Origin of the sequence: Micromonospora sediminimaris (genome assembly GCF_016863575.1) — a bacterium.
GTDB classification, from domain to species: Bacteria; Actinomycetota; Actinomycetes; order Mycobacteriales; family Micromonosporaceae; genus Micromonospora; species Micromonospora sediminimaris.
In genome coordinates this window covers 73,878-90,082 of sequence record NZ_BOPD01000019.1, presented here as the reverse complement: position 1 = coordinate 90,082, position 16,205 = coordinate 73,878, and the positions used below count along the sequence as shown (strand labels likewise).

Annotated in this window: 15 protein-coding genes; 9 read left to right on the top strand and 6 right to left on the bottom strand. The window is 71.7% G+C overall.

Translation table 11 applies throughout. The features are described 5' to 3' along the window. Nucleotides 1-27: 27 nt before the first annotated feature. Entirely contained in the window at nt 28-2,481 is a 2,454-nt protein-coding gene (locus Vse01_RS16570) for a penicillin-binding protein (RefSeq protein WP_093410122.1), read from the bottom strand. 402 nt (nt 2,482-2,883) lie between these two features. Here Vse01_RS16570 and Vse01_RS16565 point away from each other — a divergent pair, with 402 nt between their 5' ends. Next, nucleotides 2,884-3,204: a WhiB family transcriptional regulator gene (locus Vse01_RS16565; RefSeq protein ID WP_093409985.1), complete on the top strand. Its 321-nt coding sequence runs from the start codon at nt 2,884-2,886 to the stop codon at nt 3,202-3,204. A 47-nt stretch (nt 3,205-3,251) separates the two neighbouring features. Here the strand turns inward: Vse01_RS16565 and bagB are convergent, their stop codons facing one another. From bagB to Vse01_RS16550, 3 genes are read right to left on the bottom strand one after another with little or no spacing between them, the layout of a single operon-like run. Then, nucleotides 3,252-4,403: an ArsA family ATPase gene (gene bagB, locus Vse01_RS16560; protein ID WP_170863603.1), complete on the bottom strand. Its 1,152-nt coding sequence runs from the start codon at nt 4,401-4,403 to the stop codon at nt 3,252-3,254. A gap of 53 nt (nt 4,404-4,456) precedes the next feature. Further along, complete coding sequence (gene bagA, locus Vse01_RS16555; RefSeq protein ID WP_093409981.1) at nt 4,457-5,434, bottom strand: ATPase BagA; 978 nt, start codon at nt 5,432-5,434, stop codon at nt 4,457-4,459. A gap of 26 nt (nt 5,435-5,460) precedes the next feature. Beyond that, on the bottom strand, nt 5,461-6,057 hold the full coding sequence (locus Vse01_RS16550) for an Rv0361 family membrane protein (RefSeq protein WP_093409979.1): 597 nt from the start codon (nt 6,055-6,057) through the stop codon (nt 5,461-5,463). A gap of 326 nt (nt 6,058-6,383) precedes the next feature. Here Vse01_RS16550 and Vse01_RS16545 point away from each other — a divergent pair, with 326 nt between their 5' ends. From Vse01_RS16545 to Vse01_RS16515, 7 genes are all read left to right on the top strand, one after another. Further along, complete coding sequence (locus tag Vse01_RS16545) at nt 6,384-6,878, top strand: hypothetical protein (RefSeq protein ID WP_093410120.1); 495 nt, start codon at nt 6,384-6,386, stop codon at nt 6,876-6,878. Nucleotides 6,879-6,922: 44 nt separating this feature from the next. Beyond that, nucleotides 6,923-7,078 (top strand): Sp36 family protein, encoded by a 156-nt coding sequence (gene sp36 / locus Vse01_RS16540; protein ID WP_013736319.1) that lies wholly within the window; start codon nt 6,923-6,925, stop codon nt 7,076-7,078. After that, entirely contained in the window at nt 7,075-7,545 is a 471-nt protein-coding gene (locus Vse01_RS16535) for a RidA family protein (RefSeq protein ID WP_093409977.1), read from the top strand. The genes sp36 and Vse01_RS16535 overlap by 4 nt, the downstream gene beginning before the upstream one ends. Before the next feature lie 112 nt (nt 7,546-7,657). Further along, nucleotides 7,658-8,485, top strand: a complete 828-nt coding sequence (locus Vse01_RS16530) for an MBL fold metallo-hydrolase (protein WP_093409974.1) — start codon at nt 7,658-7,660, stop codon at nt 8,483-8,485. Beyond that, entirely contained in the window at nt 8,482-12,069 is a 3,588-nt protein-coding gene (locus Vse01_RS16525) for an adenylate/guanylate cyclase domain-containing protein (RefSeq protein ID WP_093409972.1), read from the top strand. The genes Vse01_RS16530 and Vse01_RS16525 overlap by 4 nt, the downstream gene beginning before the upstream one ends. Nucleotides 12,070-12,312: 243 nt before the next feature. After that, nucleotides 12,313-12,849: a hypothetical protein gene (locus tag Vse01_RS16520; RefSeq protein WP_093409969.1), complete on the top strand. Its 537-nt coding sequence runs from the start codon at nt 12,313-12,315 to the stop codon at nt 12,847-12,849. A gap of 31 nt (nt 12,850-12,880) precedes the next feature. Beyond that, a complete protein-coding gene (locus Vse01_RS16515; protein ID WP_093410117.1) occupies nt 12,881-14,356 on the top strand; it encodes a serine/threonine-protein kinase in 1,476 nt (491 codons plus the stop codon). Nucleotides 14,357-14,378: 22 nt separating this feature from the next. Here Vse01_RS16515 and Vse01_RS16510 read toward each other — a convergent pair whose 3' ends face one another. Together Vse01_RS16510 and Vse01_RS16505 are read right to left on the bottom strand one after the other, a co-directional pair. Continuing rightward, nucleotides 14,379-14,714, bottom strand: a complete 336-nt coding sequence (locus Vse01_RS16510) for a hypothetical protein (RefSeq protein WP_170863602.1) — start codon at nt 14,712-14,714, stop codon at nt 14,379-14,381. A gap of 385 nt (nt 14,715-15,099) precedes the next feature. Then, complete coding sequence (locus Vse01_RS16505; protein WP_093409961.1) at nt 15,100-15,453, bottom strand: winged helix-turn-helix transcriptional regulator; 354 nt, start codon at nt 15,451-15,453, stop codon at nt 15,100-15,102. 79 nt (nt 15,454-15,532) lie between these two features. On the opposite strand from Vse01_RS16505, the gene Vse01_RS16500 reads away from it, so the two are divergent. Continuing rightward, nucleotides 15,533-16,144 carry a DUF8737 domain-containing protein gene (locus Vse01_RS16500; protein WP_139233238.1) on the top strand — a complete coding sequence of 204 codons (612 nt, stop codon included), beginning with the start codon at nt 15,533-15,535 and terminating at the stop codon, nt 16,142-16,144. Nucleotides 16,145-16,205: the final 61 nt, after the last annotated feature.

The window sequence follows — 16,205 nt, the reverse complement described above, 5'->3', positions numbered from 1 at the left end:
CCGCCCGTTCGAGCGCTGCTGCGGCGGTCAGCCGCCGGGTCGGTCCGGCGGACGGCCCGGGTTGTTGGGCGGGCCGGAGGGTGAGTCGTTCCCCGGCCGGTCGTCACCGCCGCCGTTGCTGGGTTTACCGGCACTGACCATGATCGTCACGATGCCGCCCTTGATGGTGCGCCCGCTGGGGCTGGTGCCGGCGGCCGTCCCGGCGGGGCAGTCGGAGGTGACCCGGCTGCTGGAGACGATCGGCTCGAAGCCAGCGCCGGAGAGGCGGGACTTGGCCCGGTCGAGGGACAGGCATCCGACGCCAGGGATGGTGCGCTGGTCGCCCAGGGAGATCTTCTTACCGGGCGGGTCGAAGTCGATCCGCTTCTTGCCCTTCATGGCGTCGCGCAGCGTCTCCCAGACCGGCGGGTTGATGCCGTCCGGCTGGTTGTGCTTCATCTTGGCATTGGTCTGCGGCCAGTCCGGGTCGGCCATGATGCCGGCGACCGCGTACTGCTTGGTCATCGCGACCAGGGCGGCGCTCTTCTCGGAGTCGGTGGTGCCGGACTTGCCGGCCACCGGGGCGTCGACGATGCCCTTGGTCTGGGCCGCGGTCCGGCTGCCGCCGCACTTGCTGGTGGAGGAGTTGTCGCCGACCGGGCACCGGGCGGCGTCCACCGCCGCGCGGGCCACCTCGGTGCTGATCCGCTTCTCACAGCGCGGGTTGGCCACGTCCAGCTTGTTGCCGTCCAGGTCCCGGATCTCCTGCACCGGGATCGGCTCGCAGTACTTGCCGTCGGCGGCCAGGGTGGCGTACGCGTTTGCCAGATCCAGCGGGGTGACCTGCGAGACGCCCAGGGTGAACGCGCCCCACTGGTGCGCGGCCTCCTTGGTGTTGGCGAAATCCGCGTCCTTGCTCTGCCGGAACTGGATGCCGAGGCGCTTGGCCACGTCCACCACGTTCTCCGCGCCGACCTGCTGCTGCAACGGAACGAAGTACGTGTTGATCGAGGCGGAGAAGGCGCTCCACATGTTCTGCACGCCGCCGGCCTTCTTGCCTGAGTTCGTCGGGCAGTAGAGGTTCGTGCCCGGACAGGCGGCGGGGCTGCTGCTGTCGATGATGTACTCGGACCTGAACTGCTGCGGCGCGTTGAAGGTGTAGCTGAGCGGGATGCCCTTCTCCAGCGCGGCCACGATGGTGAAGATTTTGAAGGTCGAGCCGCCCTGGTAGCCGGTGATGCCGTCGCCGCCGGTGAGCAGCGGGTTGACCGTGTTCGGATAGTTGCCCCGCTTGCCCTTCTCGCGCTGCTTCGGGTCGCTGTGCGGCTTGTTCTTGGGCTTGTCGGGGTTGTCGAGCTTGAAGTTCCGGTTGACCGACAGCGCCCGGACCCGGCCGGTGCCGGGCTCGACCACCGCGACCATGGCGGCTTCCTTGGCGGTCACCGGCTTCGCCCGGCGCACCGCCTTGTCGGCGCCGGTCTGGGCCTGCTTGTCCAGGGTCGTGATGATCGTGTAGCCGCCGCTCTTGAGCCGCCGCTCCCGGTCGTACGAGGTCGACCCGAACGTCTCCTGCGACATCCACCAGCGGTAGAAGTAGTCGCAGAAGAAGCCCCAGGCGTTCTTGTTGGTGGCGACGCAGCCGTTGGGGGCCCGCTTGCCCTTGACCACCAGCTTGACGGCCTTGGCCTCATCGGCCTGCTGCTGGGTGATCGCCCCGGTCTTGACCATGTTGTCGATCACGTAGTTGCGCCGGTCGACCGCGTGCGGGTAACCGTCCTTCGTGGTCGGGTCGAACGCGGTGGGGGCCTTCACCAGGCCGGCCAGCATGGCCGCCTCTTCGATCTTCAGGTTCTTCGGGGGCTTGTTGAAGTAGACCTGGCTGGCGGCGTAGACGCCGTACGCGCCGTTGCCGAAGGCGGCGAGGTTGAGGTAGCGCTCCAGGATCTCGTCCTTCGACATCTCCTTGTCGAGCTGGAGTGCGTACCGCATCTCGCGCAGCTTGCGGGCGCTGGTGTCCTCGGTCGCGGCGATCACGTCGGCCGGGTGCGTGGCCGAGTACGCGATGCCCATCCGGACGTACTGCATGGTCAACGTCGAGGCGCCCTGCCGGTCGGCGCCGGCCTGGCTGTTGTTGACGAAGGCCCGGGCCACGCCGTTGAGGTCGACCCCGTTGTGGTTGTAGAAGTCGTGGTCCTCGGCGGCGATGATCGCGTTGCGCATGTTCTCCGAGATGTCGGCGAGCTTGACGTCCCGCCGGTTCTCGTCGTACATGGTGGCCAGCGGTGTCTTGCCGTCGGAGGCGAGCAGGTAGCTGATCTGTGGTGCGCGGGCCACGGTGAGTTCCTTCGGTAGCGCGCCGAAGGTCTCCGCGCCGGCCTTCGCGGCCAGGCCCGACATCGCCACCGCGGGGAAAGCCGCAGCGGCGACCACCACGCCGGCCAACAGCCCACAGATGAGCAGCGATGCGGCGTTGGTCAGGACGTTGTGGTCACGTTTCCGCATCCAGGTCACCTCGACAGGGTACGCGAACAGGTAACGAGGGGCGCTGGGGCGTCTTTTCCCCATTTCCTGCGCGCGCCGGCCTCGTTGTGCTAGACGCGTGGCACCGGGTGTCCGGTTGCGTGGATTCGAGCCGAGTTTCCTCCTCATGGAGGTGGCTCGCAGCGTTTTCGGCGACCTCGGTGGGGTAAGCGGCGGTCCCGGGCCCGAGAAGCCGGGAGTGTCCGGAATGATGGATTTCGCCGACAACGTTGCGTAATCGTGCGACTACAGAGCATGATGTAGGCGGCGACAGCGCCACATGTCGTCTGTGCCGCCTTGGGGTAAGGCGTGCCGGACGACCCGGGGGGATTGCCGGCTGGCCCGCGACGGCGTCGGTAGTACAGCAAGGGGGGACGTGTACAGATGGGCATGATCACTGACTGGCCGTCGTTGGCGGCGTGTCAGAACGGGGACCCGGACGCGTTGTTCGTACAGGGCGCCGAACAGAACGTGGCCAAGCGGATCTGCCGGAGCTGCCCAGTCCGGTACGAGTGCCTGGCCGACGCGCTGGACAACCGGATCGAGTTCGGCGTGTGGGGTGGCATGACCGAACGGGAACGTCGCGCGCTGCTGCGTCGCCATCCCCAGGTCACCAGCTGGCGCAAGATGTTCGAGGCGGCGATGAAGAAGAACGCCAAGGACAAGGCCGGCAAGGACAAGATCCTGGCCGCGACCGGCAACTGAACCACCGGCACGGTCGGCTGCGGCTTCCGGCCGCACCCACCCGTCGGTCAGTGGCGGCTGATCGCCGCCGCGATCGTCCGTAGCCCGTCGACGTCGTGCACGTCGGCGGGCTGCGCCGTCACCGACACGGCCGGCACCTGGGGAAACGCCTCGGTGAACCGCGCTGCCACCTGCTGCTCCCGTACCGCCTGCTCGGCCAGGGCGGCGTGCGCCCGCAACACCTCGACGGTGCCCTCATGGCCACCGGCCGCGGCCAGGCGGTCGGCGGCGGCCCGGCTCTCCGCCGTGCCCAGTTCGGTCACCGTCGGCCGGTGCACCCGGTTGAGTACCAGGCCGGCGAGCGGCATCTGCTCCGCGCCCAGCCGGCCGGCGAAGTAGGCGGCCTCCCGGACCGCGTCCGGCTCCGGCGCCGCGACCAGCAGGAACGCCGTCTCCCGCGCCTGAAGGATGCGGTACGTCTGCTCGGCGCGCTGCCGGAACCCGCCGAACATCGAGTCGAGCGCGGCGACGAAGCCGGACAGATCCGTCAACAACTGGGTGCCGATCACCTTCTGCACCACCCGGGAGAACATCCCGAAGGAGGCGGTGACCAGGCTGAACATGCTGCGACCGCCGGTCCTTGCCGGCGCGAGCAGCAGCCTTAGCATCCGCCCGTCGAGAAACCGCGACAGCCGGGCCGGTGCGTCGAGGAAGTCCAGTGCCGAGCGCGACGGGGGAGTGTCCACCACGATCAGGTCCCACTCGCCCCGCGCGTGCAACTGGCCGAGCTTCTCCATCGCCATGTACTCCTGCGTGCCGGCGAAGGTGGAACTCATGGCCTGGTAGAAGGGGTTGGCGAAGATCTCCGCCGCCTTCGCCGGATCGGTGTGCGCCAGCACCACGTCGTCGAAGGTGCGCTTCATGTCGAGCATCATGGCGTGCAGTTCGCCGCCGCTGTCCTCGACGTCGATCCCCTTGACCTGCCGGGGCGTGTTGTCCAGCTCGGTCAGGCCGAGGGACTGGGCCAGCCGCCGCGCCGGGTCGATGGTGAGCACCACCGTGCGGCGTCCGTGCTGTTCGGCGGCGCGCAACGCGAGCGCGGCGGCCGTGGTCGTCTTGCCCACCCCGCCCGCACCGCAGCAGACCACGATCCGAACTCCCGGATCAGCCAGGATCCGGTCGACGTCCAGCGGCGGCGCGGCGTTGTCGGAAGGCACCAATCGAGCGTATCGGGCTGACCGGCTCCGCGCGCCAGGCCGAGGTGAGGTGTGAGTCAATCGGCCTGGACGAGCGCGGCGGCGAGCACCTCCAGGCCGGCGCGGTTCACCCCGTCGGGCAGCAGCGGTAGTTCGACCAGGGGCACGCCGAGGTCCACCAGATCGGTGCGGAGCGAATCCTCCAACTCCCGGCGGATCATCAGGTCCCGCGCCTCGTGGTGCAGGCCGGTGACGATCCCCGTGCTGGCTGGCAGCCCCGCCGCGCGCAGTCCCCGCGTCAGTTCCGCTTCCGTGACCAATCGTCCGGTCGGCAGCGGTGCCCTGGTCCCGTTGACGATCACCCGCCCCACACCGAAACCGAGCGAGGTCAGCTCGGCGATCGCGTCGACCGTCTCCTGCACCGGCATCTCCTCAAGCAGAGTCACCACGTGCACGGCGGTCATCGGTGAGCGCAGCAGCGCGGAGACTCCGTCGCTCTGCGTCTTGATCGGCCCCATCTTGGCCAGCCGGGCGGTCTCGGCGGTGACGTTCAGGAAACGCCCGATCCGGCCGGTCGGTGGCGCGTCCAGCACCACCGCGTCGTACACCCGTCGCTGGTCGACGGTGCGGGTGGTGGCCTCCTTGACCTTGCCGGTGAGCAGCACGTCGCGCAGACCGGGAGCGATCGTGGTGGCGAAGTCGATCGCACCGAACTTGCGCAGCGCCCGGCCGGCCGCGCCGAGCTTGTAGAACATGTCGAGGTATTCGAGCAGGGCCTCCTCGGCGTCCACCGCGAGCGCCGCCACCGTGCCGCCGCCGGGGGCGTCGACCAGGTGCCGCTCGGCGTACGGCAGCGGTTCGGTGCCGAAGAGCTGGGCGATGCCCTGACGCCCCTCCACCTCCACCAGCAGGGTGCGTCGACCACCGGCGGCCAGGCCAAGGGCCAGCGCGGCGGCCACGCTGGTCTTGCCCGTGCCGCCCTTGCCGGTCACCACGTGCAGGCGGGCGGGCCAGTCGATGCCGGCCCGGTCAGTCGGTCGCTGCGCTGCTCCCACCCGTCGAGCCTATCCATCCGGCGTGCTCAGGCGACCTCGCAGACCCACCAGCCGGTCTTACGGATCACCGTGAAGCGCAGATCCTGATCAGCGATCTTCTCGTCGGCGGTGGTGACGGTCACCGTGGTGGTGACCGTCGCCCGGTCGCCGGTCTCGTTGTCCACGGTCGGCGTGTCCCACCGGAACCGGGGGTTCTGGTAGGTCGAGACATACTCCTCGACCTCGGACACCTTGGCCCGGATCTTGTCCTGGTCGCGCGCGGCGGTGCAGACCATAGCCGCCGCCTTGGCGGCGTCCCGGTCCTGGTAGATCGCGGTCAGGAAGTCGTCGACCGCCACCGACGGATCGGGCGCGCCCTCGCCCGACTCGGTGTTGCGCAGGGTGAGGAAGGCGGCCACCCCGCCTCCGGCGCAGAGCAGCAGCACCACGACCAGCGTGAGCGAGGCCAGCAGTGGCCCCCGCTTACGCGGCGGTCCGGCCGGCGAGTGCTGCGGCCGATACCCGCCCTCGGGCGGCGCGGGCGGCGCACCGTGGCCGGTGGCCGGTGGCGAGGGCTGGGCCGGTGAGCCGGCCGGCGGGAGGTCGGTGGGGCCGGTCGGGCCGCCGACGGGTGGCTGGGTCATCGGTCCCCCCGGGTGCGGCGCAGCACCGCATGAAGGCGGTGCGCGTGGGATCGGGTGGCCGGGCCGGGCGCCCGTCCAGACGGGAAGGGTAGCGGTCCGCGGCGCCGCTGCGGAGGGCCCGGTCTGTCCGGTACGACGATCGCGATCAACTTTCCGCTGGCCGGGTGTCGCAAATGTGACCGAACGCGATCAGGCGCGCGCGTCCTGTTGATGGGACCGGTGCCCCGGTCCTACGGTCGCTCCGGCACGCCCCGGCCCGGGCCGGGCGGATGGGTCCCGGACCGGTGGGCGACGCCGTGACCAGGTACGACGCCCGGAGGCAGTGCATGCGCGACACGGACAACACCCCCCGAGCCCAGTTCCCCGCCGGGCTGCGACGGGGCAGCCGGACAGCTGGCGGAGACTCCTCCGGCCGGCTGCCGGTCAACGAGCGGTCGTATCGGCGTCCCGTCGACCCGGTCACGAGTGCCGAGCCGACCGGCGGACGGGAGGAGGACGGCCCTGGGTACGTCATCCACCTGCCCATCCGGGTGACCGATCTGGCCGCCGCCACCGCGTTGGCCGGTCGGCTGGCCACCTCGCTGAACTTCCTGCTCGAACTCGACGCCGGTGAGACCGAGGTGTCGACCGCCGACGACCAGAACAACCGGCACCGGGTCTTCTGCGACCTGTTGCTGCCGGATCGCACGCGCTGCCCCCAGCCCTACGACCACTCCGGCCCCTGCGGGGAACTGTCGCCGGCACCCGAGCAACGGGCCGCTCCCGAGCAGTGGCCCGATGCTGACCAGCGTCCCGCGTCCCGGCCGGCCGGCGGACCGTAGGCTGTGTCCCGAAGTGTCCATGCCACCGAGGGAGCACTCCACCGATGCAGAAGTGGGAATACGCCACCGTCCCGTTGCTGGTCCACGCGACCAAGCAGATCCTCGACAACTGGGGTGAGGACGGCTGGGAACTCGTCTCCGTCGTGCCCGGGCCGAACCCGGAGCAGCTGGTCGCCTACCTGAAGCGCCCGAAGGCATGAGTGCCGTGGCCAACGGACCCCACGCCAGGCTGGCGGAACTCGGTCTGGAGTTGCCGGAGGTGGTGCCGCCGGTGGCGAGCTACCTGCCGGCGGTGCAGTCCGGGCAGCACGTGTACGTCTCCGGGCAACTGCCGATGGCCGAAGGCAAGCTCCTGGCCACCGGCAAGGTCGGTGCCGGTGTCTCCGCCGAGCAGGCCAAGCAGCTGGCCCAACGCTGCGCACTGAACGCGCTCGCCGCGATCGACTCGCTTGTCGGTCTGGAGAACGTGGTCAAGGTGGTGAAGCTGACCGGGTTCGTCGCCAGCGCAGCCGGCTTCACCGGGCAGCCGGGTGTCATCAACGGCGCGTCGGACCTGTTCGGCACCGTCTTCGGTGAGGCGGGCCGGCACGCCCGGTCGGCCGTCGGTGTCGCGGAGCTCCCGCTGGACGCGCCGGTGGAGGTCGAGGTCATCGTCGAGGTCTCCTGACCTGCCGCGATCTTGCAGTTCCCGACCGGACGAAGAACTCTAACGAGGACGAATCGGGGACCGGAACTGCAAGATCGCGGGGCTGCGTTCGTGGGGTCGTACGATCGCAGCCATGGGAGGGCATGTGACGGGGGCGGTGACCGCCCTCGCCAGCGAACTGCCGGACTGGGCGGCGCTGCTGCGGGCACCCAACCCGGGGCCGATGACGTTGGACGGCACCAACACCTGGCTGCTGCGGGCCCGGCCGGGCGAGCCGGCCGTGGTCGTCGACCCGGGCCCGGCGGACGAGGCGCACCTCGCGGCGATCGTCGCGCAGGGGCCGATCGGGCTGGTGCTGATCACCCACGGCCATCCGGACCACACCGAGGGCTCGTCACGCCTGCACCACCTGCTCGATGGCGCCGCCGTCCTTGCCGTCGACCCGGCGCACACCATCGGCGGTGAGCCGCTGACCGGGCCGGGGCAGGACCTGAGCGGCTTCGGCTTGGAGATCCGCCTGCTCGCCACCCCCGGCCACACCGCCGACTCGGTCTGCTTCCTCGCCGAGCACGACGGTCAGCGGGTGGTGCTCACCGGTGACACGATCCTCGGCCGGGGCACCACCGTCGTGGCGCACCCGGACGGGCACCTCGGTGACTACCTGGCGAGTCTGGAGCTGCTCTCGACGTACCGGGGCGTGCCGGCGTTGCCCGGGCACGGCCCGGCGCTGGCCGACTGCGGCGCCGCCGCCGACTTCTATCTCGCCCACCGCCGCGCCCGCCTGGACCAGGTCCGGGCGGCGCTGGACGCGGGGGCGCGGACCGCGGCCGAAGTGGTCGCCGCGGTCTACGCCGACGTCGACCGGTCGCTGTGGTGGGCGGCGGAATGGTCGGTGCGCGCCCAACTCGAATACCTCGGCCGGGAATCCGACGGCGGCGACGCGAGGTTGGATCCAGCGTGACCTGCCCGGTGTGCGGAACCGTCGCCGTGCCCGGCGCCCGGTTCTGCCACAACTGCGGCGCCGCGCTGCCGGCCGCCGCGACCCTGCCCGCCGCCGAGCGCCGGGTGGTGACCGTGCTCTTCGGCGACCTGTCCGACTTCACCTCCTGGTCGGAGGATCTCGACCCGGAACGCGTCGGCGCGGTCACCGACCGGGTGCTGGCCGCGCTGGCCGGGGCGGTCAAGACCTTCGGCGGGCATGTCGACAAGCTGACCGGTGACGGGATCATGGCGGTCTTCGGTGCCCCCGTGGCGCACGAGGACGACGCCGAGCGGGCGGTACGCGCCGCGTTGTCGATGCAGCGTGCGGTGCGCCGGGTGCTCGACGACGAGCGGGGCGGCGGCGCGCCGCTGGGACTACGGGTCGGGCTCAACACGGGTGACGTGATCGCCGGCATCCAGGCCGCCATCGAGTACACCGTCATCGGCGACACGGTGAACACCGCAGCCCGGCTGGCCGACGCCGCCGCCGTCGGTGCGGTCTACGCCGGTGGGCGTACCGCCGCGGCGACCCGGCACGTCGCGAGCTGGCGGGCGCTGCGACCGCTGCGGCTCAAGGGCAAGCGGGAGCCGGTCGAGGCGTACGAGCTGCTCGGCCTGCTGGACGCACCCGGTACCCGCTCGGGTCTGGGCGACGAAGCGCCGTTCGTTGGCCGGGAGACCGAGATCGGTCGGGTGGCCGGCCGACTCGCCGAGGTGATCGACCGTACCGAGCCCCGGGTGCTGCTGATGACGGCCGAGGCTGGCATCGGCAAGTCCCGGTTCGCCGCCGAGGTGGAACGCCTCGCCGCCGGCTACGACGTAGGTGCCGGCCGGTACGCCGCGCATACCGGTGCCCGGGTTCTCTCGGTGCGCTGTGCCGCGTTCGGCGAGCGTCGCCGGCTGGCGCCCCTCGCCGACCTGGTACGCGCCGCGACGGGGTTGCCGAACGACACCGCGACGGCGGTCACCCGGGCCGCGGTGGAGGAGCGGCTGCGCCGGCTCGGGCAACGGCTCAGCCGTACCCGGACGGAGCCGGCCCCGGTCGCCACCGATCAGCTGCTGGCTCTGCTCGGGTACGCGGAACTCCCCGCCGGCGGCCCGACGGACCAGGGCGAGTGGAGCACCGCCCAGGCGCCCGCCGACGTCGACGCGGTGCCCAACGCGGTGGCCGACCTGCTCAGCGCGCTCGCTGAGGAGGCACCGCTGGTGGTGATCGTGGACGATCTGCACGATGCCACCGCGGAGACCATCGGCGCGTTGGAGGTCACGCTGTCCCGGCTCGCCGGTCCGGTGCTGGTGCTGCTGCTCGGTCGACCCGAACTGGTCCGTACCGCTGGCACCCTGGCCCGGGTGTCCGACGCCGAGGTGCAGCCGCTGCCGCCGCTGCGAGGCGCCGACGCGGCCCGGTTGCTGACCAGCTACCTCGGCGGTGGACGGCTGCCCCAACCCGACGCCGACCGGTTGCTCGCCACCGCCCAGGGCAACCCCTTCTACCTGGCGGAGCTGGTCACCCTGCTGATGGAACGCGGGGCGCTCACCGCCGGGGCACGCAACACCTGGCGGCTGGCACCGGGCTCACTGGGCAGCCGCCTGCTCTCCCGCGACCTCGCGGCGGTGCTCGCCGCCCGGATCGACGCCCTGCCGGCGGAGGCCCGCTCGGTGCTGCGGGACGCCGCGGTGGTCGGCGACACCGTGCCCGACGGTGCGCTGGAGGCGCTGCGGGAGCAGCGCACCGCCAGTGACGGCCGCCCGGCCGCCGTCGCCGCCGTCGAGCTGGAACGGGCCGTGGAGGAGCTGCTGCAACGCCGGATGCTGCACCGCACCCGCAGCGGGTACGCCTTCGCCACCCCGCTGATGCGGGAGGCCGCGTACTCCGGAATCAGCAAGGCGGAGCTGGCGGAACGGCACGCCGCGTTGGCCCGCTGGGCGGCTCCGGTGACCGAGGTCGCCAGCCCGAGCGGCACCGGAACCGGCCCGGGCGGCTTCCCGGAGGCGTCCCGGGACGACTTCGTGGCCGAGCACGTCGAGCGGGCCACCGCGCTGGCCGACGCGGTCACCCTACGTCCGGACGCGCCGGCCCGGGCGGTCGCGCCGCTGGGCGTGGCGGCGCTCGGCCGGGCCACCCGCCGAGCCCTGCACGCGGGGGAGCCGGCACTGGCCGTCGAGTACGCCGAACGCGCCACCGAACTGGCCCGCGACGGAATCCCCGCCGTCGACCGGGTGGCGCACGCCCGGGCACTGCTCCAGGTGGGTCGGGCCACCGACGCGCTGGCCTCGGCCGAGAAGATCGCCGCGAACGTGGGAGATCCGGCGACCCGGGCCAGTGCCCTGCTGCTCGCCGGGCAGGCCCAGCAGGTGATGGGTGATCTACGGCGGGCCGAGTCCTGCTGGCAGGAGGCGCTTCAGGTGGCCGGGGACGCCGACCTGCCCGCCCTGCGTGCCTCGGCGATGCGCCGGCTGGGCATGACCGACTTCCTGGTCGGCCGGCTGGGCCAGGCCAGCAGCCGGCTGGCGGCGGCGTACCAGGTGAGTCTGGGCGCGGGGGACCGCCGGGGACAGGCGTGGTCGTTGCAGAACCTCGCCTGGGTGACCACCACCCGGGGCGACTTCGCCGGCACGGACGCGGTCCTCGGCCGGGCCGCCCGGCTCTTCGCCGAGCTCAAGGACCCGTACGGACGGGCGTGGTTGCGCGGCACCACCGCCTTCGCCCGGCTGCTCGCTGGTCGGCTGCGGGAGGCGCGCCGGCTGGCCCGGGTGTTCCTGCCGTTCGGTGAACGGGTCGGCGAGGCGTGGGCGGTGGGCACCCTCCGGGCGGTCGACGCGTACGCCAACGCCGAGCTGGGTGAGCTGGTCGACGCCGACCGGGAAGCCCGGCGGGCGTACCGGGATTTCGCCGCCGCCTCGGACGACTGGGGGCAGGGCTTCGCGCTTGTGGTCCGGGGCGTGGTCGCCCGAGGGCTGGGCGAGCCGGAGCACGCCGCGGACCTGCTCACCGACGCGCTCGCGTACGGTCACCGGACCGGTCACCCGCTGCTCACCGGGATGGCCGGTACGCTGCGCGGCTTCGTCGCGCTGGAAATGGGTGACGTGGCCGGCGCCGAGCGGCACGCCCGCGCGGTGCTCACCACTGTGGAACCACACAATCCGCAGGCACCGGCCCAGGTCGCTCCCCGGGTGCTGCTGGCCACCGCCCGGTTGGCGGCCGGCGACTCGGGCACCGCGGTCGGCCTGCTCGCTCCGGTCGCCACGATGGCGGCCACCACCCCGTCCCTGCTCTTCTCCCGCCGGCAGTCGATGGCGCGGTACGCCTCGGCCCTGCTCGCCCACGGCCAGCGCGAACAGGCGTTGGACTGGGCCCACCGCGCGGTGCGGGTGCAGGCCGAGGATGTCCGCAGCCAGGTGGTCGCGGCGAGCGTTCTGGCCGAGGCGCTGGCCGCGTGCGGGCGGCCGGCGGAGGCGAAGGCCAGCGCCGAGGACGCGGTCCGGCTGGCGTACGCCACCGAGCAGCGCAGTGAGCGGGCCGCTGCGGAGGCGCTGCTGAACCGCCTGCGAACCCCCGGCTGACCGCACCCGCCCGCGACCTCGGCGTGCCCGCGCCCGGCCACGCCGCCGGTGTGATCGCACTGTGGCGCGATGTCCCGGAAACGTCACCCGGCGGGGTCGGGCTCTCGACCTGGTACGCCCGGTCGATCGATGGCCGGTACGGATCTGGCGGTTTCGGGGATGTGGCCGGTCGGGGCCGGCCGCTAGCGTGGCGGGTGCACGCGACCGTCGATGTCGTCGGTCGCGCCGTCGAGGGGGGCGAAGATGAGGCTGCCGCGTTCGGTCGCGGGGTGGACGATCGCGGTGTTCGGCGCGCTCGCGCTGGTGATGGGGGCGGTCGGCCTGCTCTGGCCGGAGGCGCTGTTGCGGGTGCTCGGCTTCGAGATCCCGCAGAGCCGGGCACCGGGTGACTACACGGGTGTCTTCGTGACGGCCTCCTCGATGGCCTCGTTCAACATGGGGGTCTACTACCTGCTCGCCGCAGCCACCGAGTGGCGCGCCTTCTACCGCTTCACCGTCGTGTTCCGGCTGGTCACGTTCACGGTCTTCACCCTCGCGGTGCTTGCTGACATCGCACCGGGGCGGTTCTTCGGGGTGGCGGCCTGGGAGGGCCTGGGCGCGGTGGCGACTGCCGCCGGGCTCTGGTGGGACGCGCGCCGACCCGCTGGCACGGCTGCTCGGTCCGGGGCGGTCGCCCCGGCGGCGGGGAGCGGATCGACTGCCGACGAATCGGAGCAGGACGACGACCGGCGCGGTGCCGGGACATCGGGTGTGGGGCCGGCCACCGATGCGGTTCACTGAGCGGCCGGCAGAGTTCGGTATTTTCGAGACTGTGACCGACACCCCGCCCGGCGCCCTGCCGACGCCCATCGTGCCCGGTCTGACTAATTTGCAGGTGTTTGCCCGGGGTGGCTACGCCACGGTCTACCGCGCGACGCAGATCTCGGTGGGCCGCGAGGTCGCCGTCAAGGTGGAGAACCGGACCCTGGCCAGCGACCGGGATCAGGCCCGTTTTCTGCGCGAGGCGCGTGCCGCCGGTCGGATGTCGTCCCACCCGCACGTGGTCGACCTGTTCGACGTCGGGGTCACCATCGACCAGCACCCTTACCTGATCATGGAACTCTGCGACGGTTCGTACGCCGAGCGGATGCGCAATTCGCCGCTGGGCGCGGTCGAGGCCCGGGATCTCGGTGTCAAGATCGCGGACGCCATCGCCCACTCACACGCCGCCGGCGTGCTGCACCGCGACGTCAAGCCCGCCAACATCCTCCACTCGCACTTCAACCCGGCGGTGCTTGCCGACTTCGGGCTCGCCGTGGTCGCCGAGATGCGGGACGCCTCCGTCGCGCTGGAAGTGCTCACCCCGGCGTATGCGCCGCCGGAGATGTTCAGTCACAGTCCGCCCTCGCCGGCCGTCGACGTGTACGCGCTCTGCGCCACCCTCTACGCGGTCATGCACGGCCGGCCCCCGCGCTGGCAGAGCGAGCGCAACCCGAGCCTGGTCACCGTGTTGGAGATGTTCCACCAGCCGGTTCCCAGCCTGCCCGGCATCCCGGAGGACCTGGTCGACGTGCTGCGTGCCGGCATGGCAAACGATCCCGGTGACCGGCCGTCCGCCGCGGAACTGCGCGACATGCTCACCAATCTGACGTTGGACGGCTCGGCCGCACCGAGCGGGGGGTCGACCCCTCCAGCGGCACCGACCAGCGGCGTTGCCGCCAACATCCACGATGCCGGCCGTGCCGCCCCGCCGGCCAGGGAGGGCTCCACCGAGCGCAGCCGTCGCCGCCGCTGGTTCCTCGGGGCCGCAGGGGTGGTGGCCCTCGCCGCTTCGGCAGGTGTCGGCGCCTGGGCCGCCGGTGGTGGACCGTCGCCACAGCCGAGCATGCCGGCCCGCCCGGCGGCCACCGGTCTGCTCCGCCCGGGCTGCGCCACTCATCAGGAGGCGCTTCCCACGGGTGCCCAGTGCGCTGCGGAGTTGGAGTGCTTCGGGCCGGTGCAGGTGCGTGGCCAGCAGGCCGAAGCCAGCCGAGTGCCGTGCGACGCCCGGCACACCTGGGAGAGCTACGCCCAGGGGAAGTTGCCGGCCGGCCTGGCCGATGCCGGCCACGACGAGATCGTCGCGGATCCCCGAGTACGCCAGGTCTGCAACGAGGAGACGTTCCGTCTGGTCAGCGGGATGCGTCAGGCGGCGGGATGGAATCTTGAGGTGTTACCGCCGGCTGACGCGGACACTGACCTCACCTATCGATGCCTGGCCGGTCGGGGTCTCAACGGCCTTGCCTCGCCCACGCTCACCAGCGGCTGACCTCCCGGGAGAGTCGCGGGCGTCAGCGTCCCCACCGATCGCGTCGATGCCGGTCCCGCAGCGCGCGGACCGCCTCCCGATCGCCCAGGCTCTCCAGCGTGTCGGCATCAATGCCGGACGGCTCGATACCCGGCCCTCCGGACGGCTGCCCGCTATCCGGTCGAACATCCGCGTCACGCTGCCGGGCAGCGGTGACGGCCACCCCCGCGACGGTGGCGAGCAGAACGCAGAGCAGCGCCCCCGCCACCCCGAGCAGATCCTGCCGGCGCCCCACCACCAGCGCCGCGAGCAGCCAGAACGCTGCCAGGGCCGCAGCCACCGCCACGGTCCGTGCGTCGGATCCTGGGAACCGTCTCACCCGTCCAGAATGTCGGAGATTGCCGATCTGTCAACAGCAGCCAGCTTCACCAGGCGGAACAGCTGACGAACAACAGCTTGCCGAACGAAGAGGGGGCTGCGACAGTGCCGAGCGAGTCGGAAATGCGCTTTCTGTGCGGCAGACATCACCGCGTACGGGACGTCGGACTGTGTGACCGGCGCCATCGACGCGTACCTGCTGCGGTTGACGTTGCCGAAGAGGGGCAAGGTCTGCCACGGCGACATCCAGTCGTTCGAGGAGCTGCCGGAGATTGAGGTGGCCCAGCGCGCGGAGACCGCCAAGAGCGACCTGGCCGCTCAGGGTGCGCCGGCGCGCGGTGAACCCAAGCGGCTACCGCCGGTTGTGCGCGGCCGGGACGGCGGTGTCAGCCGGCCCCGAGACGTCGGGTGCCGGGCAGGTGGGCGATGCCCCAGGTGGCGAGGCTGTCCAGCACCGGCGCGAGGTCCCGGCCGCGTTCGGTCAGCTGGTATTCGTACCGCCGGGGCCGCTCGCTGTAGGGGTGGCGCACCAGGATCCCGCACTCCTCCAGCCGACGTAGCCGGTCGGTGAGCGTGTTGGTCGGCATCGCCTCGGTTGAGGCCGCCAGGTCCGCGAATCGGAGATTGCCGCGGAACAGCAGGTCACGCACGATGAGCAGGGACCATCTGTCACCGACGAGATCCAACGTGCCGGCGATGGCGCAGTCCGAGCGGGGGGCCACGTTCCGGGCTGAAGACATCCGCACCTCCGAGTCACTTGCGATACACAAGCTACCCCAATAGAGTCACTTGCAAAATACAAGTGACTCTGGAGGGCTCGTGACCGTGCCCGTGCGTACCCATGCTTCGTTGTTGACCCTGCCCGCGCTCGTCGCTGTCGGCTGGTTCTGCGCCGCGCTTGTGGCCAGCGCCCTGGGCGCGTTCCGCGCGCCACCGGGCGATCCGCCAGTGGCTCTCGCGCTCGCCGCCGGCGTACCGCCACTCACGGTGCTCGTCCTAGCCGTACGCTCGTCGCGGTTCCGTGCCTGGGCCCGCCGCCTCGATCTGCGGTTCCTCGCCCTGTTGCAGACCTGGCGGGTAGCGGGACTGGCGTTCCTGGCGCTCGTCGCCGTCGACGCGTTGCCGGCCGGCTTCGCGCTGCCGGCCGGGATCGGCGACGTGGCCATCGGATTGACCGCGCCACTGGTGGCGGCCTTCGTGGTCGACCGCGCCAACCGGATCTTCGTCGCCTGGACAGCCCTGGGCATCGCCGATCTCATCCTCGCCGTCACCCTCGGCGTCCTCTACTCGGCCAGCCCGGCCGGCCTCCTGCTCACCGACGTCGACACCGGACTCATGTCCACCCTGCCGATGAGCCTCGTCCCCGCCTTCGGCGTCCCCATCACGTTGGTCGCCCACCTGCTGTCACTCATCAAACTCTCCGGCCGGTGACCCACGCCGGAACCGACCACCGGATGGTGGTAACTCGACACGGACGACTACTTTCGGTGCA